Source organism: Pseudoroseicyclus tamaricis, from assembly GCF_012070395.1.
Lineage (GTDB): Bacteria > Pseudomonadota > Alphaproteobacteria > Rhodobacterales > Rhodobacteraceae > Pseudoroseicyclus_A > Pseudoroseicyclus_A tamaricis.
The window spans coordinates 440513-456898 of record NZ_JAAFYS010000002.1 but is presented as its reverse complement, the minus strand read 5'-3'; the positions used below and the strand labels follow the sequence as shown (position 1 = coordinate 456898).

The following is a 16386-nucleotide window of genomic DNA, read 5'->3' as shown; positions in this document are numbered from 1 at the left end:
TGGAGATGTTTCCGATGCCCGGAACGGACGTGCAGAAGGCCGATGTGACTGGCGGGGAGAAGCAACCCCGCTCCGCGAAGAAAGGGGCAGGCGCGGGCGCCCCCGTGGCGGATGCCGCCCCGCCCCCCCTCCGCCGCCGGCGCGAGCCGATGATGGACGACGAGATGCAGGCGATCATCTACCGCATCAGCCACGATCTGCGTGCCCCCGCCCGCGCCCTCCACGACCTGCCCAGCTGGGTGGAGGAGGATCTCGACGCCGCCGGCGTCGCGCTGCCCGGGCAGGTGAGCCGCTACCTGGAGCTGATGCGCCGGCAGGCGGGGCGAATGCACAATTTCATCGCCGATCTGCTCACTCACAGCCGCGTCGGGCGGATGCAGGAGGCGGTGGAGATCGACCTCGCCTCCGCTGTCGCCGATGCCCTCCGGCGGGAGGGCGTGCCGCAGAGCTTCCAGATCGAGGTGAAGGTCGCCCCCGGCGCGCGGCCCGTCCTCGGCCCCATGGATCTCGATCGGCTCCTCTCCGCCCTCATCTCCAACGCCGTGCGCCATCACCGGGGCGGCGGCTCCGGGCAGATCGGGATCGAGGTGGTGCCGGAGGAGGAGGGCGTGCGCATCGTCGTCACCGACGATGGCCCCGGCATCGCGCCGGAGGACCGCGAGCGTGCCTTCGCCTTCCTGACGACGCTGCGCTCTCGTGACGAGGTGGAAGGCAGCGGCATGGGCATCCCCATCGCCGCCCGCATCTGCGAGGCCTATGGCGGCACGCTGGAGCTTGAGAGCCTCCCGGAGCGGGAGGGGTGCCGCTTCACCGCCACGCTCCGCCATCTCCCCGAGGGGTTGAGCGGCTAGCGGGGGCGCGGCTCCTCCGGCCGCGGCAGGGGCGCCGGCCCGTAGACGTTGGCGCCCGGCTGCGACGGGCGGGATAGGGCCCAGATCAGCCCGCCTGTGCAGGTCAGCTGCACGAGGGCGAGCAGCACCAGCCCGCTGATGCCGAAGAGCACTGTCAGCCGCTCCATCGTCCCGTCCCCCGGCGCGGCGAGGAGCGCGCTGACGGTGAAGAGGTGCACGGCCGCCAGTTCCAGCGCCAGAACCAGGGGCAGGGGGCCGAGGATCGCCAGGTAGACGCCGGAGCGCCCGGTATCGTGCAGCCGCCGGGACGCGGCGGCGAGAAAGGGGAGAAGGAGCGCCAGCTGGAAGACGGAGGACATCACCGCCTTCGGCCGCCCCGAGGGGTTACTTCCGAAAACGAACCCGTCGAGGATGCCCAGAACCAGCGAGCCGAGCAGGATGAACAGCGCGAACATCCAGAATTCCGCGCGAGCTGCCCGGCCCGAAAACCCGGCATATCGCTGAAGGCACCTCGTGATTGACTCAAAGAACGTCATGGCTTCTTCAAAGACTACGCCCGGCGGCCCCCCAGGGTTCACTGCCATTGTCCGGCGACTTTTCTCTAGAACGGGCCGGGGTTAGGGTGAAGCTCCTTGTCCCGAGCGAGCGCCCCCATGCCCATCATACACATCCTGAACGGCCCCAACCTCAACCTCCTCGGCCAGCGTCAGCCGGAGATCTACGGCCGCGAGACGCTTGCCGACGTCGAGGACGCCTGCCGGGCGCTGGGGCAGGAGATGGGGATGGACATCACCTTCGCGCAGGACAACTTCGAGGGCGGGCTGGTGGAACGTATTCACGCGGCGCGCGGCGTGGCCGACGGGATCATCATCAACCCCGCCGCTTATTCCCACACCTCCGTCGCCATTCTCGATGCGCTGAACATGTTCGAGGGGCCGGTGATCGAGGTGCACATCTCCAACATCCACAAGCGGGAGGCCTTCCGCCAGCACTCCTACGTCTCCGCCCGCGCCGATGCCGTGATCGCGGGGGCGGGTACGCATGGCTACCGGCTCGCTCTCCGGCACCTTGCCGAGCTGCTGGCCTGAGCCGGAGGCGGGGTCACCGAAAGGCAGGAACTCCGGGGTTTACAATCCTGAGTGAATTGGTAGGTCATCCGGCAAGGGGTTCGCCCCATTGCCATCAGGGATAGATCCATGCGCCTCATTGCCGCCTCCGCCCTCGCCCTTTCCGCCAGCGCCGCCATGGCGCAGAGCCCGCAGGACGTCGCTGCCACCTATGTCGACATCGCCGAGGCCGCCTATGCCGACGCCGTCGATGGCGCCGAGGCGCTGCAGGCCGCCGTCGAGGCACTGATCGCCGAGCCGTCGGAGGAGACGCTCTCCGCCGCCCGGGCCGCATGGGTCGCGTCGCGCCCCGCCTACATGCAGACGGAGGTCTTCCGCTTCGGCAACCCGATCGTCGATGACTGGGAGGGCAAGGTGAACGCCTGGCCGCTCGACGAGGGACTGATCGACTACGTCGACGCCTCCTACTTCGGCGGGGCGGAGAATTCCTTCGCCGATCTCAACGTCATCGCCTCGGAGAGCTTCACGCTGAACGGCGAGGAGGTGGACGCCGCCGAGATCACCCCGGCGCTGCTGGAGGAGACGCTGCAGGAGGCCGGCGGCAACGAGGCCAACGTCGCCACTGGCTACCATGCCGTCGAGTTCCTCCTCTGGGGGCAGGACCTGACGGCCGATGCCGATTCCGCCGGCGACCGCCCGTGGACGGACTTCGCCGCGGGCGAGGCCTGCACCGGCGGCAATTGCGAGCGGCGGGCGGAGTACCTCTCCACCGCGACCGACCTGCTCCTCTCCGACCTCTCCTGGATGGCCGGCCAATGGGAGGAGGGCGGCGAGGCCCGCGCCGCGGTGATGGAAGACAGCGCCCCCGCCGTGCGCATCCTCACCGGCATGGGCTCGCTCGCCTATGGCGAGATGGCCGGCGAGCGCATCAAGCTCGGCCTGCTGTTGCAGGACCCGGAGGAGGAGCATGACTGCTTCTCCGACAACACGCCCGCCAGCCATTACGGCGACGTCCTCGGCATCGCCAACGTCTGGTACGGCACCTACACGGGGCCGGACGGCGAGGTCGTCGACGGCACCGGGCTGGGCGAACTGGTGAGCGCGGCGGATGCCGAGCTGGCCGCCACCTTCGAGACGCAGCTCGAGGCGGCGCTGGCCAGCGCCGATGACCTCGTCGCCCGCGCCAGTGGCGACAGCGCCTACGACATGATGCTCGTGCAGGTGGACGAGGAGGGCAACGCCGTCATCGCCCAGCTGGTGGAGGATCTGGTGGCCATGTCCCAGTCCATCGAGCGGATGTCGGGCGTCCTTGACGTCGAGGGCGTGGTGATGGAAGGCAGCGACGCGCTCGACGACGAAGCCGCCGTGTTCGAATGACCGTCTTCGAATGACCTGAGAGGGGGGAGCCATGCGCCGCACGGCCCTCATCACCAGCCTCGCCGCCCTCGCTGTCGCGGGGGCGGTCTTCGCGGACGGGGGCCCCGAGGCGCACCCGCAAGGGGGCGACGAGGCCCCCGCCAGCCTGCCGGACCTGCAGGCCGCCCTCCTGCCACGCACGGAGGAGGAGGCGGCCCGCATCGCCGCCGTCACGGCACCGGCCACCAGCTTCGACGCGCCGGAAACCTTCGAGCTCCTTCCCGGCGGCGCCGCCACCGTGCGCGCCAGCCCGACGACGGACGCCTTCTCCGAGCCTTCGGACAATCTCGACGGCGAGGGGCGGATGAACTTCGCTCTCGGCAACGGGCTCTTCCGCAAGGTCTGGGTCTCGTCGCCCTCCTCCACGCAGGCGTCGGACGGGCTCGGCCCGCTCTACAACGCCCGCGCCTGCCAGCTCTGCCACGTCAAGGATGCGCGCGGCCATCCGGCCGCCGCCGGCCAGGATCAGGTGGCCCTCTTCCTGCGCCTCTCCGTGCCCGATCCGGACGCCGCCATCGAAGAGATCGCCGGCTGGATCGGCACCGCGCCGGAGCCGACCTATGGCGGCCAGCTGCAGAACTTCGCGCTCCCCGGCATTCCGGCGGAGGGGCGGCTCTCCGTCAGCTACGAGGAGACCGTCGTCCCGCTCGCCGGCGGCGAGAGCGCCACGCTTCTTGCGCCCACCTACGCCCTCGCCGACCTCGCCTATGGCGACCCGGCGGCGGATGTCATGCTCTCGCCCCGCGTCGCGCCCCAGATGATCGGCCTTGGCCTGCTGGAGGCGATTCCGGCCGCCGACATCCTCGCCCATGCCGACCCGGAGGACGCGGATGGCGACGGCATCTCCGGCCGCCCTTCCATCGCCTGGTCGCTGGCGCATGATCGGCCCATGCTCGGCCGCTTCGGCCACAAGGCCGGCGAGCCCTCGGTGATGGAGCAATCGGCCCGCGCCTTCCTCGGCGATGTCGGCCTCTCCACGCCGCTCCTGCCGCAGCCCGCCGGCGAATGCACCCGCGCGCAGGAGGCCTGCCTGACCGCGCCGCATGGCGCCGACGCGCCGGCCGGGGAGAGCGATGCCGAGGCCCTCGCCAGCCCGCTGGCGGAGGAGGGACCGCGGGGCGTCGAGGTCTCCGCCGAGGCGCTGGACCTCGTCGCCCATTATTCCCGCAACCTTGCTGTCCCGGCACGGCGCGACGTCGATGCGCCGGAGGTGCTGCGCGGCAAGGAGGTCTTCTACACCGCCGGCTGCCCCGCCTGCCACATGCCCAAGTTCGTCACCGGCCGGACGGAGCCGGAGACGGCGCAGAGCTTCCAGCTCATCTGGCCCTATACCGACCTCCTCCTCCACGACATGGGGCCGGGCCTCGCCGACAACCGGCCGGAGGGTGTCGCGACTGGCAGCGAATGGCGCACGGCGCCGCTCTGGGGCATCGGCCTGACGGAGCTGGTCACCGGACGTCAGAGCTACCTGCATGACGGCCGCGCCCGCACCCTGCTGGAGGCGGTGCTCTGGCATGGCGGCGAGGCGCAGGCGGCGCGCGACCGCGTGGTCGATCTCGCGCCGGAGGACCGCGCCGCCCTCATATCCTTCCTGGAGTCGCTATGATCCGCGCCATCCTCGCCGCCGCCTGCCTCGCCACCCCCGCCTGTGCCGACGAGGCCATCGACCGGGCGGTGGAGCAGGTGATCCTGCCCGCCGTGGCGGACTTCGCCGATCGCACCGAGGCGCTGGCGGAGGCGGCGGAGGCGGATTGCACGCCGCTGAGCCCCGTTCTCCGCGCCGCCTGGGAGGGGGCGATGGAGGGCTGGCTCATGGTGCAGGACTTCCGCTTCGGCCCGCTGGAAGCGACGGGCCTGCGCGAGGCCATCGCCTACTGGCCTGACACCCGCGGCTTCCGCCCGCGGGCCCTCAACCGGGCCCTGACCACCGCCACCGGCCCGCAGTCGGAGCAGGACATGGCCGGCGCGCCGATCTCGCTGCGCGGCCTCTACGCCATCGAGGCGATGCTCTTCGATCCGCGCTTCAACACCTACGGGGCAGGGGAGCCGGGCTGCGATCTCGTCCGCCTCATGGCCGCCGATCTCGCCGGCAACGCCGCGCTGCTGGAGGAGGAGTGGGAGGACTTCGCGCCCCTCCTGCAGGGCGCCGAGGCCGGGAATGCCACCTATTTCAACGCCGCCGAGGCGCGGCAGGCGCTCTTCACCGGGCTCGTCGTCTCCATGCAGTTCGACATGCTGGAGCGGCTCGGCCTGCCGCTCGGCACCGGCGGCGAGCCGCGGCCGGAGCTGGCGGAGAGCCGGGTTTCCGGGCGGACGCTGCAGAACATCATCGATGCGACCCGCGGCCACGAGGCGCTGGCCCTCGCGCTGACGGATGATCCCGCAACCCGCGCCGAGCTGGCGGCGGATTTCGACGATCTGCGCGAGCGGCTGCGGGCCATCGACGATCCGGTGCTGGCCAATGTCTCCGAGCCGGCGGGGCGCTTCATGGTCGATGTCGCTGCCACCGCCTACACGGCTGTGTGGACGAAGGTGAACCGGCTCCTCTCCGAGGAGCTGGGCGTCACCATGGGCGTCGTCGGCTTCGACGGGGACTGAGCCCATGCCCTCCCGCCGCCTCTTCCTCGCCACCCTCGCCGCCAGCGCCTCCGGCGCCAGCCTCGGCTGGGCCGCTGCCGGGGCGCCGCGCTTTCTCGCCGCGGCGCGGCTGGAGGACGGCACCTTCGACCTCGTGGGCCTGCGCGGCACGGGCGAGGCAGTCTTCCGCGTGCCGCTGCCGGCGCGCGGCCATGCCGGCGCCGGGCATCCGGTGCGGCCCGAGGCGGTGGTCTTCGGCCGCCGTCCGGGGACCTTCGCGCTGGTGGTGGACTGCGCCCTCGGCGCGGTGATGCATGAGCTTGCGCCGCCCGAGGGCTCCGTCTTCAACGGCCATGGCAGCTACCTCGACGGCGGCCGGCTGCTGATCACGGCGGAGCAGCGGACGGCGGATTCCGAAGGCCGGCTGGGCATCTGGGATGCGGCGCACGGCTATGCCCGGCTCGGCGAAGTTCCGACGCACGGTCTGGGGCCCCACGAGGCGCGGGTGATGCCGGATGGCGTGACCATTGCCGTCGCCAATGGTGGGGTCAGCACCGAGGACGGGCGGGAGATGCTCAACATCGCCACGATGGAGCCGAACCTCGCCTACCTGACCCTCACCGGCGGGCTGGAGGAGATCGTGGAGCTGCCGGAGCTGCGGCAGAACTCCATCCGCCACCTCGCCTTCGCCGCCGGCGGCGTCACCGCCTTCGCGATGCAATGGGTGGGCGCGGAGGACGAGGCACCGCCGCTCCTCGGCCTGCACCGCCGGGGCGAGGCGCCGGTGCTCTGCGCTGCGCCGGGCGCCGAGCAGCTGGGCTTGCACAACTACACCGGCACCGTCAGCACCTCCGGCGACGGGCGGGAGGTGGGGATTACCTCGACGCCCGGCGGTGTGCTGCACCGCTTCGCGCTCGATGGCAGCTTCCTCGGCGCCGTGGCACGCGGGCGGCTCATGGGGCTCGCACCGCTGCCCGGCGGCTTCCTGACGACCGACGAGCAGGGCGGGCTGATGGCGGTGGAGGGCGGCGTTGCCCGGCCGCTCGCCAAGCACCCGGAGTTCTGGGACAATCACCTGATCACGCTCTGAGCGGGGGCCGGCGGCAGGCCCCGGCTTGCCTCCCGCCCACCCACCCCCGCGCGCCGGGCCCTGCCTCGCGAGAGGGGGCGGCGTGGCCCGGGCGTCAGGCGCCTTCCAGCGTCAGCGTCAGGTCGGCGGGCAGGGCGCGGGAGATGATGCGTTCGGCATTGGGCAGATCGTTCGATTCCACCCGCCGGATGGCGGCAGCGCGGGAGAGGCCGAAGTTCAGCCAGCGCTGCACCAGCCGGGCGCGCAGCTCGCTCTTCGGCACCTCCAGCCAGGCGGAGAGATCCCAGCCCTCGGCCAGCTCCCGCCACGGATGCTCGTCGAAGAGCAGGTAATTGCCCTCGACGATCACCACCGGGCAGCTGGAGGCGACGACCACCGCCCCGGCGACGGAGATGTCGCGCGTGCGGTCGAAGATCGGCGCCACCACCTCCTCGCCCTCCGCGAGGCGCGCGACGAGGTAGAGAAAGCCCGCGGCATCGAACGTCTCCGGCGCGCCCTTGCGGGCGCGCATGGACATCTCGTCCAGCACCGCGTTGTCGAGGTGGAAGCCGTCGAGCGCCAGCACCTCCGCCTCGCAATGCTGCGCCTGCAGGCGGCGCTTGAGTTCGCGCGCCAGCGTCGACTTGCCGGAGCCGGGCGGGCCGGCCAGCGCCACCAGCTGGCGCGGCTGCGCCTCGCGCACCGCGTGGATGCGCTCGGCGAGGGCGGAGACTTGGCGCGAGATGTCGAGCACGGGCGGTGAGGTGTCTTTCCGGGCTGGCGTCAGAATGTGCGGCGCGGTCGGCCGCGCCCTTACCATAACGCGCCCCGCGGGGCAGCGAAACGCCCCCGCTGCCGGCCCCTACGGCAAGTGCGGTCCCTGGCCGGCGACAGGTGACAAGGGCGGCAACATTCCGCATGGTCCGCTCATGCAATGGTCCACAGCCCTTCGCGTCGGCAAGGCAATCGTCGACAACGTCTCCCGCGCCGATCTGGGGCTCGCGGCCGCCGGCGTCGCATTCTTCGGCATGTTCGCCATCTTTCCCGCCCTCGCGGCGGTCATCGCGATCTTCGGCATCCTCGCCGATCCGGGAATCGTCGAGGACCAGTTCGAGCTCTGGCGGCAGTTCATCCCCGAGGATGTCTTCCGCATTCTCTACCTGCAGGTCTCGCGCCTGCTCGACACGCAGAGCGACACGCTGGGCTGGACGACGATCATCGCCGTCCTCCTCGCGCTGTGGACCTCCCGCGCCTCCGTCTCCGCTCTGATCCGCGGCCTCAACGCCATCCACGGCGCGCCGGAGCGGACGGGGCTGGCGCACATGATCCGAGTGATGGTCCTGACCGGCACGCTGATCCTGCTGGCCATCGTCGCGCTGCTCGTCGTCGTCATCGCGCCGATCGTGCTGGCCATCGTGCCGCTGCCGCAGGTCACGCAGCTCATCGCCGAGGGCCTGCGCTGGGTGGCGGGGGTGGCCATCGTCTTCTTCGGCCTCGGCGCGCTCTATCGCTGGGGGCCGAACGTGCCGGGCGACCGGGCCTCGCTCGCCAACCCCGGCACCTTCTTCGCCGTGCTCTGCGGCATCCTCGCCTCGACCGGGCTGTCGCTCTACCTCTCCAACTTCGGCAATTACAACGAACTCTATGGCTCCATCGGCGCGGTCATGGCGCTGATGATCTGGCTCTACATCATGGCGCTGCTGGCGCTGGTGGGGGCCGCGGTGAACGTCGCGCTCCGGGCCGAACGGCGGCGCCGGCGGGAGCTGAAGGCCGCCCGCATCGCCGACCGGCAGGCGGAGAAGGAGGCGAGCCGCGCCCGCAAGGAGGCCGAGAAGCACAAGGGCGACGGCGATCCGGCCATGTCCGGCGACGAGATGACGATGCCGAGCGAGGACGACGTCTCCGTCGCCGAGTTCCGTGCCGAGATGGAGGGCAAGCAGAAGGCGAAGGCCTTCAAGGAGGCGGCGGAGGAGGAGGAGAGGCCCGGGCACATGCCATTGCCGGGAGGCTGAGGCGGACGGCACGGTGGAGAGGGCAGGAGCGGGGGCCAGCCCCCGCACCCCCGCGGTATTTTTGGCCAGATGAACAGGGGGTGCGGCGGCAGCCGGGCGCCATGATGTGGGAGGGGCGAGCGGGGGCCGGGCAGGCGCGTCAGGCGGTGACCTTGGACCGGACGAGGGCGGCGTAGCGGCCGAGGACGAGGGGCCAGCCCGTGCCGTAGGAGGCCTGTATCGTGGCGGCGGCGGCGCCGAGCACCTCGAAGCCGGAATGGACGAGGTGGATGTAGGTGCCGCTGTCGGTGGAAGTGAAGGTCACCTCCACCCGCGTCGCCTCCTCCTCCGCGCGGCCAACATGCCAGGTGATGCCGAGCCGCTCGCCGGGGCGCCACTCGTGGATGCGGCCCCAGGTGCCTTGCGTGCCGTCCGGCTTCGTCTCGACGATGCGGCCGCCCTCGTGACGCTCCATCGTCAGGCCGAGGGGCAAATCGCCCTCGCCGGCGGAGAGGGAATGCGTCGCCAGCGGCCACCACTCCTCCATCCGCTCGGTGAAGAGGCGGAAGGCCTCGGCGGGGCGGAGGGGCACGTGGAGCGCCGTCTCGACGGGGGAGAGGGCCGGGGGCTGGTCTGTCATGAATTGTCCTCCTTGCGGGCCGCCTCGGCCTGCGCCGCCGCCGCGAACCCGGCGAAGGCATCGGCCCAGAGGGTTTCGAAATAGGCGCGCAGCCGGGCCACGCCCTCTGGCGAGAGGCCGTAGATGCGCCTTGTCCCCTCCGCCCGCGCCTCCACGAGGCCGGCACCCGAGAGCACCTTGAGATGCTGCGAGACGGCGGGGCGGCTGACGGGTAGCCCCTCGGCCAGTGCGCCGACGGCGAGGGGCCCGGCGCGCAGCCGCTCCACCAGCGCCCGGCGCGTGGGATCGGCCAGCGCGGCGATGGCGCCGCCGGGGCTCTCGGCCGGACCGGGGGTTGCGGCTTCGTTAGTCATGGCTTACCGTAAGCCGGGCTTGACGCTAAAGCAAGCCCTCAGGCGCTGCCCGGCCCGCCACCGGACGCGCCGGGAGGGACGGGCCGGCCTTGAAGCTGCCGGGCCGGTTCTTTAAATGAGCCGGACGTTTTTCCGGCCACGACACCCCGGGCCGGGGCGCGCCCTCTCGCCCAAGGAGCTATCCATGAAAGACCCCATCGAGACCTACATGAACCTCGTGCCGATGGTCGTCGAACAGACGAGCCGCGGCGAGCGCGCCTACGACATCTTCTCGCGCCTGCTGAAGGAGCGGATCGTCTTCGTGAACGGCCCCGTGCATGACGGCATGAGCCAGCTCGTCGTCGCGCAGCTTCTGCACCTCGAGGCCGAGAACCCGAAGAAAGAGATCTCGATGTACATCAACTCGCCCGGCGGCGCGGTGCACTCGGGCATGAGCATCTACGATACGATGCAGTACATCCGCCCCAAGGTCTCCACGCTGATCTGCGGCATGGCGGCCTCCATGGGCTCCGTCATCGCGGTGGGCGGCGAGAAGGGCATGCGCTTCGCGCTCCCCAACTCCGAGGTGATGGTGCACCAGCCCTCCGGCGGGGCCGAGGGCATGGCGTCGGACATCATGATCCGCGCCAGCCACATCGAGCGCACGCGCGAGCAGCTCTACAAGCTCTACGTCAAGCACACCGGCCAGCCCCGCGAGGTCGTCGAGAAGGCGCTCGACCGCGACAAGTGGATGACGCCGGAGGAGGCGAAGGAGTGGGGTCACATCGACGAGATCCTGCTCAACCGCGACAGCGCTCCCAAATCCGACGCGCCGGTCAGCTGACCGCACGACCCGGCGCGCCCCCTGCTACAAGGCGCGCCGGCCGATATCCGCGGTTGGCACGAGGCTCACCGCGCAAGACCACGCCGACGCCGGACAGGCCCGCGGCGGCATCAACTGTTAACCAGCATTTGGCATTGTGGACCCTATCGCCCTGTTCTAGGCTTGCTGGCAAGCAGCCTTGGGCAGCAGTGAAGGGCGGAACCAGCCAGAGGATTCAACATGGCGAACGCAGCAGGCGGCGACAGCAAGAACACGCTCTATTGCAGCTTTTGCGGCAAGAGCCAGCACGAGGTCCGCAAGCTGATCGCCGGCCCGACGGTCTTCATCTGCGACGAGTGTGTCGAGCTTTGCATGGATATCATCCGCGAGGAGCAGAAATCCTCGGGGCTCAAGAGCGGCGAGGGCGTGCCGAGCCCGCGTGACATCTGCGAGGTGCTCGACGATTACGTAATCGGCCAGCTGCACGCCAAGCGGGTGCTCTCCGTCGCCGTGCACAACCACTACAAGCGGCTCAACCACGCCTCCAAGTCCGCCGATATCGAGCTGGCGAAGAGCAACATCCTGCTGATCGGTCCCACGGGCTGCGGCAAGACGCTGCTGGCCCAGACGCTGGCGCGCATCCTCGATGTGCCCTTCACGATGGCCGACGCCACCACGCTGACGGAAGCCGGCTACGTGGGCGAGGATGTCGAGAACATCATCCTCAAGCTCCTGCAGGCCAGCGAGTACAACGTCGAGCGGGCGCAGCGCGGCATCGTCTACATCGACGAGGTCGACAAGATCACCCGCAAGTCCGACAACCCCTCCATCACCCGTGATGTGTCTGGTGAGGGAGTGCAGCAGGCCCTGCTGAAGATCATGGAAGGCACCGTCGCCTCCGTGCCGCCGCAGGGCGGGCGCAAGCATCCGCAGCAGGAATTCCTGCAGGTCGACACGACGAACATCCTGTTCATCTGTGGCGGCGCCTTCGCGGGGCTGGACAAGATCATCTCCCAGCGCGGCAAGGGCAGTGCCATGGGCTTCGGCGCCGATGTGCGCGACCCCGAGGCGCGCGGTGTCGGCGAGGTCTTCCATGACCTCGAGCCGGAGGATCTGCTGAAGTTCGGCCTCATCCCCGAATTCGTCGGCCGCCTGCCGGTCATCGCGACGCTGGAGGATCTCGACGAGGACGCGCTCGTCACCATCCTCACCCAGCCAAAGAACGCCCTGGTCAAGCAGTACCAGCGCCTGTTCGAGCTGGAGGATACGCGCCTCACCTTCACCGACGATGCGCTGACGGCCATTGCCCGCCGCGCCATCGAGCGGAAGACGGGCGCCCGGGGTCTGCGGTCGATCATGGAAGACATCCTGCTCGACTCGATGTTCGAGCTGCCCAGCCTCTCCGACGTCACCGAGGTGGTGGTGAACGAAGAGGCCGTTGGCCCGGATGCCAAGCCGCTGATGATCTACGCCGATCAGAAGGGCTCGGCCTCCGCCGGATGACCTTCGAGCACGCGACTGGCTGCCGGCGCGCGACGCGCCGGCGCCGGCTACCGCGGGCGGCCAGCTGATGGCCCCAAGGCTCATCGTCCACGCCGGCTCCCACAAGACCGGGACGACCGCGCTCCAGCGCCATTTCTCCGCGCATCGGGAGGAGCTCCGCCGGGCGGGGCTCCATTACCCCGATCCGTCGCCCGAGTTCGGTGGCCAGAGCGCGAACCACGTGCCCGTCGTGGCCGCGCTTGTCCGCGGCAATGACGACGACCGGGCGCGGATCGCGGCGTTCGCGGCGCGGCTGGCGGAGGCTCCGGAACGCCACATCCTCCTTAGCGCCGAGACGCTCTACCGCCTCGCGGCGGACGGCGTATCCCACAAGGAGGAGGGGTTCTGGCCGGCGCGCGCCCGGCTTCTGGAGCGGCTGCGGGAGAGCTTCGCGGGGTTCGATCTGTCGTACCTGTTGGTCCTCCGCCGGCCTGACCGGCTCGCCGAGGCGCATTACGCCGAGACCATCGCGGCGACTGAGGCGGCGCCTTCCTTCGCCGATCATCTCGGGCAGAAGCCCTACCGCTACCAGTACCGCCGGCAGATGGATCTCTTCGCTGCCTCCGGGCCGACTTCCGTGCTCTGCTATGAGGCCGCCGTTCAGCAGGGTCTCGTCTCGTCGATCTCGGCGGCGATCGACCTGCCGCTCATCGGCGAGCCACCGGCCTCCGTCCGGCCCTCGGTCGGCGTGCGCGCGCAATGCTGGCTGAGGGAGGCGAAGCTGGGGGAGGGGGCCCGGCCCCGGCGCGACCGCCGCTGGCGCTTCGCGCTGGAGCGGGGAGACCTCGCGCCCTTCGACGGCCCGCCCGTCTCCCTCTGGCCGGGGCAGGAGGCGCGCGCCGCCTTCGTCTCCGCCGCGCTCGCCGATGTGGAGAGCCCGGCCTTCTCGCCCGTGCCCGCCCCCGAGCCTCCGCCCGTGACATGGGACGCCGCCGCCCAAGCACGGGCCGAGGCGGCCTTCGCGGAGTGGGAGGCGCAGAACGAGCCGCGCCTCGCCGCCCGCGACGCCGCCGGCCTTCGCCCCTTCGAGCCCGATCTCGCGCCCTCACAGGAGCCCTGACCCATGCGACGCATCTCCGGCACATCCCCTTACGAGGCCCGCATCGGCTATTGCCGGGCCGTGGTCGGCGGCGGGCTCGTCCATGTCTCCGGCACCACCGGGCCCGACCCGGAAACGGGCACCTTCCCCGACGACGTGGCGGAGCAGTGCCGCAACGCCCTCGCCATCGTCGCCCGCGCGCTGGAGGAGGCGGGCAGCGGCTTCGACAAGGCGCTGCGGGTCACCTACATCCTGCCCGACCGCCGCGATTTCGAGGCCTGCTGGCCGATCCTGGCGGAGACCTTCGGCGCCAATCCTCCGGCGGCGACGATGATCGAGGCGGGCCTCCTCTCCCCCGGCATGAAATTCGAGATCGAGCTGACGGCGCTGGCCTGAGACGCTCCCCTGACGCGCACGGAGCCGTGAGTCCCGCCCGGCGAACCCGTCGCTTCGGCCGTACGTTTGACCTTCATCAAGGCGGCGCACCCCGCAACCTGCGAGGGTCGCCCGAGAGGCAGACAAAAGGGAGAGAGCCATGAGCCACGTGCCCCATGAACTTCACGAGGACTTTCCGGACGATAGCGACCGGATCCACGAGCTAAAGCAGACCGATGCCAACTTCCGCAAGCTGGCCGAGCGCTACCACGAGGTGAACCGCGCCGTGCACCGGGCGGAAACGGATGTCGAGCCGATGGACGACGACGAGCTGACGGTCATGCGCAAGCACCGGATGACGCTGAAGGACGAGATCGCCCAGCGTCTGCACCAATCGGCCTGACCGGCAGGGCTGGCGGGGGCCTCAGGCCTCCGCCGGCGGTGCCTCGGGCTGCGGCCCTTCCACCTGCTCCTTGAAGCGGGTGAAGAACTCCTCCGCCATCTTGCGGGCGAAGCCGCCGACGACGCGGTTGCCGAGCTGGGCGAGCTTCCCGCCCACCTTGGCGTCGACGGCGTAGGCCAGCTCCGTCCCCTCGGGCACGTCGGTCAGCGCCACGTCGGCGGCGCCCTTGGCGAAGCCGGCGACGCCGCCCTTTCCCTCGCCGACCAGCCGGTAGCTGACCTCGGGCACCACGTTCTCCAGCGTCACGCCGCCCTTGAAGGTCGCCTTCACCGGGCCGACCTTCTGCACGACGACGGCCTCGAAGCCCTCTTCGGGCGTGCCCGTCAGCTCCTGGCAGCCGGAGATGCAGGCCTTCAGCGTCTCTGCATCGTTGAGCTTGGCCCAGACCTCGGCGCGCGGCGCGGCGATCGTCACGGTTCCATCAAGTTCCATCTCATCCCCCGTCAGGTCTCGCCCAAGGTTCTGCGGGGCGGCGGCAGGAATGGCAAGCGCCTCGCCGCTCCCTCAGGCCACGGCGAGGCTGCGCTCGCGGCGGATGACCATGAGGATGGCAATGAGCGAGACGGCGCTGGAACCGGCCATGATCCACTGCAGCGGCAGCGGCGAGCCGGACCCCGACAGGAGGGAGCCGGCGAGGGCGGAGAGGACGGCGCCGCCGCCGATGGCGATGGCCATGCCGAGGCCCGAGGCGGTCCCCGCCAGCTCCGGCCGGACGGAGAGGGAGCCGGCCGTGGCCGAGGGCATCATCATCCCGTTGCCGAGCCCGAGGAGCGGCATGAAGCCGAAGAAGAGCAGCGGCGAGGGCTCGAAGATCAGGGCGGCCACCAGCGCGGCGGAGAGGCCGATGGTGGAGGTCAGCGTGCCGGCGAGGCACATGGCGTTGATCCCGGCCCGCACCGCGTAGCGGCCGGTGAGGAAGTTGCCGAGCGCGTAGCCGATGGCGGGGGAGCCGACGGCGATCCCCGTCATCATCGGGCTGAGGCCGAAGAGGGCGCTGGCGACGTAGCTCGCCCCGCCGAGCAGCGCGAAGAAGGAGCCGGAGCCGGCGGCGGCGCAGATGACATAGCCCCAGAAGCGGCGCGACTGCAGCAGCTCGGGGTAGTTCTTCACCTGCGCGCGCAGCGACAGCCCCCGCCCGCCGGCCAGCGTCTCCCCCTGGTCGGCCCAGCAGAGGGCGATGATCCCGGTCGCGAAGAGGCAGAGGAACCAGAAGACGGCGCGCCAGCCGAGGACCTCGTCGATGACACCGCCGATGGTCGGCGCGATCATCGGCACCAGAGCCATGCCCATGGTGACATAGCCCAGCATCGATGCCGCCTGCTCGGCCGGCACCATGTCCCTCACGATGGCGCGCGAGAGCGCCATGCAGGCGGCGACGCAGGCCTGCAGCATGCGGAAGGCGAGGAAGATGCCCGTCGTCGGGGCGAGGGCGCAGCCGATGGTGGCGAGGACGAAGACGATCAGCGCGCCGAGCACCACGGGCCGGCGGCCGAACCTGTCCGACAGGGGGCCGACGAAGAGCTGCACGAAGGCGGTGCTGGCGAGATAGGCGGAGACGGCGAGCTGCATGACCGCGTAATCCGCCCCGAAGTACCGCGCCATGGCGGCCAGCGACGGCAGGAAGATCGACATCGACAGCGCCGACATCGAGGCGATGAGCGTCAATGTCAGGATATGCGGCGGCGTGCGCCGGTCGAGGAAGCGGATGGCGGGGGGGCCGGTGGGCGCGTCGGCAGGTGCGGTCGCAGTCATGTACGAGGGTTAGGGGCTGGCCGGGGCGCGGTCAATTGCGCCCGGCGCGAGAAAGATGACACCGGCCCCGAGCGCAATGAGCGAAAAGCCGAGGATATGCGCCGGGCGGATCGGCTCCCCCAGCCAGAGGGCCGAGAAGGCGCAGAAGATCGTCAGCGAGATCACCTCCTGGATCGTCTTCAGCTCCGCCGCCGAAAAGCGCCCGTGGCCGATCCGGTTGGCGGGCACCTGCAGGACATACTCGAAAAAGGCGATGCCCCAGGCGACGAGGATGACGATCACAAGCGGCGCCGCCTTGAACTTCAGGTGCCCGTACCAGGCAAATGTCATGAAGAGGTTCGAGGCGGTGAGCAGGCCGATGGTGACGAGGGGGACGGGCAGGGAAAAGGGCAGGGACATGGGCGGGGTTCCGGGCACCGGCGGGGCGCCGGCGGTGCAGGATAGGGCCG

At 70.6% G+C, this 16386-nt stretch carries 19 protein-coding genes; 12 read left to right on the top strand and 7 right to left on the bottom strand.

Going from position 1 to position 16386, the window contains the following annotated elements; genetic code table 11:
* The first annotated feature begins 14 nt into the window (after positions 1–14).
* A complete protein-coding gene (locus tag GY170_RS08620) occupies positions 15–851 on the top strand; it encodes a sensor histidine kinase (protein WP_163892209.1) in 837 nt (278 codons plus the stop codon).
* Here GY170_RS08620 and GY170_RS08615 read toward each other — a convergent pair.
* A complete protein-coding gene (locus GY170_RS08615; RefSeq protein ID WP_163892206.1) occupies positions 848–1387 on the bottom strand; it encodes a DUF805 domain-containing protein in 540 nt (179 codons plus the stop codon). The genes GY170_RS08620 and GY170_RS08615 overlap by 4 nt on opposite strands.
* A 117-nt stretch (positions 1388–1504) precedes the next feature.
* Between GY170_RS08615 and aroQ the strand changes: the two genes are divergently transcribed.
* From aroQ to GY170_RS08590, 5 genes are all read left to right on the top strand, one after another.
* Entirely contained in the window at positions 1505–1939 is a 435-nt protein-coding gene (gene aroQ / locus GY170_RS08610; protein WP_163892203.1) for a type II 3-dehydroquinate dehydratase, read from the top strand.
* 108 nt (positions 1940–2047) lie between these two features.
* Positions 2048–3295, top strand: coding sequence for an imelysin family protein (locus GY170_RS08605; protein WP_163892200.1), 1248 nt, complete (start codon positions 2048–2050; stop codon positions 3293–3295).
* A gap of 31 nt (positions 3296–3326) precedes the next feature.
* Positions 3327–4940, top strand: coding sequence for a di-heme oxidoreductase family protein (locus tag GY170_RS08600; RefSeq protein ID WP_163892197.1), 1614 nt, complete (start codon positions 3327–3329; stop codon positions 4938–4940).
* Positions 4937–5932 (top strand): imelysin family protein, encoded by a 996-nt coding sequence (locus GY170_RS08595; protein ID WP_163892195.1) that lies wholly within the window; start codon positions 4937–4939, stop codon positions 5930–5932. The genes GY170_RS08600 and GY170_RS08595 overlap by 4 nt, the downstream gene beginning before the upstream one ends.
* A 4-nt stretch (positions 5933–5936) precedes the next feature.
* The gene (locus tag GY170_RS08590; protein WP_163892192.1) at positions 5937–7001 is read left to right on the top strand and encodes a DUF1513 domain-containing protein; all 1065 of its coding nucleotides are present in this window, start codon (positions 5937–5939) and stop codon (positions 6999–7001) included.
* Between the two features lie 94 nt (positions 7002–7095).
* On the opposite strand, the gene GY170_RS08585 is transcribed toward GY170_RS08590, so the two are convergent.
* Positions 7096–7734: a nucleoside/nucleotide kinase family protein gene (locus GY170_RS08585; protein ID WP_163892189.1), complete on the bottom strand. Its 639-nt coding sequence runs from the start codon at positions 7732–7734 to the stop codon at positions 7096–7098.
* Between the two features lie 175 nt (positions 7735–7909).
* Between GY170_RS08585 and GY170_RS08580 the strand changes: the two genes are divergently transcribed.
* On the top strand, positions 7910–8992 hold the full coding sequence (locus tag GY170_RS08580; RefSeq protein WP_163892185.1) for a YihY/virulence factor BrkB family protein: 1083 nt from the start codon (positions 7910–7912) through the stop codon (positions 8990–8992).
* 139 nt (positions 8993–9131) lie between these two features.
* Here GY170_RS08580 and GY170_RS08575 read toward each other — a convergent pair whose 3' ends face one another.
* Both GY170_RS08575 and GY170_RS08570 read right to left on the bottom strand, forming a co-directional pair.
* A complete protein-coding gene (locus tag GY170_RS08575) occupies positions 9132–9611 on the bottom strand; it encodes an SRPBCC domain-containing protein (RefSeq protein ID WP_163892182.1) in 480 nt (159 codons plus the stop codon).
* Positions 9608–9964: an ArsR/SmtB family transcription factor gene (locus tag GY170_RS08570; RefSeq protein WP_163892178.1), complete on the bottom strand. Its 357-nt coding sequence runs from the start codon at positions 9962–9964 to the stop codon at positions 9608–9610. Before GY170_RS08570 ends, GY170_RS08575 begins: the two co-directional genes overlap by 4 nt.
* 184 nt (positions 9965–10148) lie before the next feature.
* Between GY170_RS08570 and GY170_RS08565 the strand changes: the two genes are divergently transcribed.
* The 5 genes from GY170_RS08565 (at position 10149) to GY170_RS08545 (ending at position 14125) form a co-directional block, all read left to right on the top strand.
* Positions 10149–10787 (top strand): ATP-dependent Clp protease proteolytic subunit, encoded by a 639-nt coding sequence (locus GY170_RS08565; RefSeq protein ID WP_163892175.1) that lies wholly within the window; start codon positions 10149–10151, stop codon positions 10785–10787.
* 219 nt (positions 10788–11006) lie between these two features.
* Complete coding sequence (clpX, locus tag GY170_RS08560; RefSeq protein WP_163892170.1) at positions 11007–12269, top strand: ATP-dependent Clp protease ATP-binding subunit ClpX; 1263 nt, start codon at positions 11007–11009, stop codon at positions 12267–12269.
* A 67-nt stretch (positions 12270–12336) separates the two neighbouring features.
* The gene (locus GY170_RS08555; protein WP_163892166.1) at positions 12337–13368 is read left to right on the top strand and encodes a hypothetical protein; all 1032 of its coding nucleotides are present in this window, start codon (positions 12337–12339) and stop codon (positions 13366–13368) included.
* A gap of 3 nt (positions 13369–13371) precedes the next feature.
* Positions 13372–13743 (top strand): RidA family protein, encoded by a 372-nt coding sequence (locus tag GY170_RS08550; protein WP_163892164.1) that lies wholly within the window; start codon positions 13372–13374, stop codon positions 13741–13743.
* A gap of 139 nt (positions 13744–13882) precedes the next feature.
* Positions 13883–14125: an HP1242/YdcH family protein gene (locus GY170_RS08545; protein WP_163892161.1), complete on the top strand. Its 243-nt coding sequence runs from the start codon at positions 13883–13885 to the stop codon at positions 14123–14125.
* A gap of 21 nt (positions 14126–14146) precedes the next feature.
* On the opposite strand, the gene GY170_RS08540 is transcribed toward GY170_RS08545, so the two are convergent.
* The 3 genes from GY170_RS08540 to GY170_RS08530 all read right to left on the bottom strand — a co-directional run bounded on the left by GY170_RS08540 (position 14147) and on the right by GY170_RS08530 (position 16336).
* Positions 14147–14617 (bottom strand): SRPBCC family protein, encoded by a 471-nt coding sequence (locus tag GY170_RS08540; RefSeq protein WP_163892157.1) that lies wholly within the window; start codon positions 14615–14617, stop codon positions 14147–14149.
* Between the two features lie 72 nt (positions 14618–14689).
* The gene (locus GY170_RS08535) at positions 14690–15937 is read right to left on the bottom strand and encodes a multidrug effflux MFS transporter (protein WP_163892154.1); all 1248 of its coding nucleotides are present in this window, start codon (positions 15935–15937) and stop codon (positions 14690–14692) included.
* A gap of 9 nt (positions 15938–15946) precedes the next feature.
* Positions 15947–16336, bottom strand: a complete 390-nt coding sequence (locus GY170_RS08530) for a DMT family protein (protein WP_394351487.1) — start codon at positions 16334–16336, stop codon at positions 15947–15949.
* Positions 16337–16386 lie beyond the last annotated feature (50 nt).

Excerpts from the sequence above, each read along its gene's own strand:
- GY170_RS08620 (WP_163892209.1), top strand. The coding sequence starts at position 15 with ATGCCCGGAACGGACGTGCAGAAGGCCGATGTGACTGGCGGGGAGAAG.
- GY170_RS08615 (WP_163892206.1), bottom strand. The coding sequence starts at position 1,387 with ATGACGTTCTTTGAGTCAATCACGAGGTGCCTTCAGCGATATGCCGGG.
- aroQ (WP_163892203.1), top strand. The coding sequence starts at position 1,505 with ATGCCCATCATACACATCCTGAACGGCCCCAACCTCAACCTCCTCGGC.
- GY170_RS08605 (WP_163892200.1), top strand. The coding sequence starts at position 2,048 with ATGCGCCTCATTGCCGCCTCCGCCCTCGCCCTTTCCGCCAGCGCCGCC.
- GY170_RS08600 (WP_163892197.1), top strand. The coding sequence starts at position 3,327 with ATGCGCCGCACGGCCCTCATCACCAGCCTCGCCGCCCTCGCTGTCGCG.
- GY170_RS08595 (WP_163892195.1), top strand. The coding sequence starts at position 4,937 with ATGATCCGCGCCATCCTCGCCGCCGCCTGCCTCGCCACCCCCGCCTGT.
- GY170_RS08590 (WP_163892192.1), top strand. The coding sequence starts at position 5,937 with ATGCCCTCCCGCCGCCTCTTCCTCGCCACCCTCGCCGCCAGCGCCTCC.
- GY170_RS08580 (WP_163892185.1), top strand. The coding sequence starts at position 7,910 with ATGCAATGGTCCACAGCCCTTCGCGTCGGCAAGGCAATCGTCGACAAC.
- GY170_RS08575 (WP_163892182.1), bottom strand. The coding sequence starts at position 9,611 with ATGACAGACCAGCCCCCGGCCCTCTCCCCCGTCGAGACGGCGCTCCAC.
- GY170_RS08570 (WP_163892178.1), bottom strand. The coding sequence starts at position 9,964 with ATGACTAACGAAGCCGCAACCCCCGGTCCGGCCGAGAGCCCCGGCGGC.
- GY170_RS08565 (WP_163892175.1), top strand. The coding sequence starts at position 10,149 with ATGAAAGACCCCATCGAGACCTACATGAACCTCGTGCCGATGGTCGTC.
- clpX (WP_163892170.1), top strand. The coding sequence starts at position 11,007 with ATGGCGAACGCAGCAGGCGGCGACAGCAAGAACACGCTCTATTGCAGC.
- GY170_RS08555 (WP_163892166.1), top strand. The coding sequence starts at position 12,337 with ATGGCCCCAAGGCTCATCGTCCACGCCGGCTCCCACAAGACCGGGACG.
- GY170_RS08550 (WP_163892164.1), top strand. The coding sequence starts at position 13,372 with ATGCGACGCATCTCCGGCACATCCCCTTACGAGGCCCGCATCGGCTAT.
- GY170_RS08545 (WP_163892161.1), top strand. The coding sequence starts at position 13,883 with ATGAGCCACGTGCCCCATGAACTTCACGAGGACTTTCCGGACGATAGC.
- GY170_RS08540 (WP_163892157.1), bottom strand. The coding sequence starts at position 14,617 with ATGGAACTTGATGGAACCGTGACGATCGCCGCGCCGCGCGCCGAGGTC.
- GY170_RS08535 (WP_163892154.1), bottom strand. The coding sequence starts at position 15,937 with ATGACTGCGACCGCACCTGCCGACGCGCCCACCGGCCCCCCCGCCATC.
- GY170_RS08530 (WP_394351487.1), bottom strand. The coding sequence starts at position 16,336 with ATGTCCCTGCCCTTTTCCCTGCCCGTCCCCCTCGTCACCATCGGCCTG.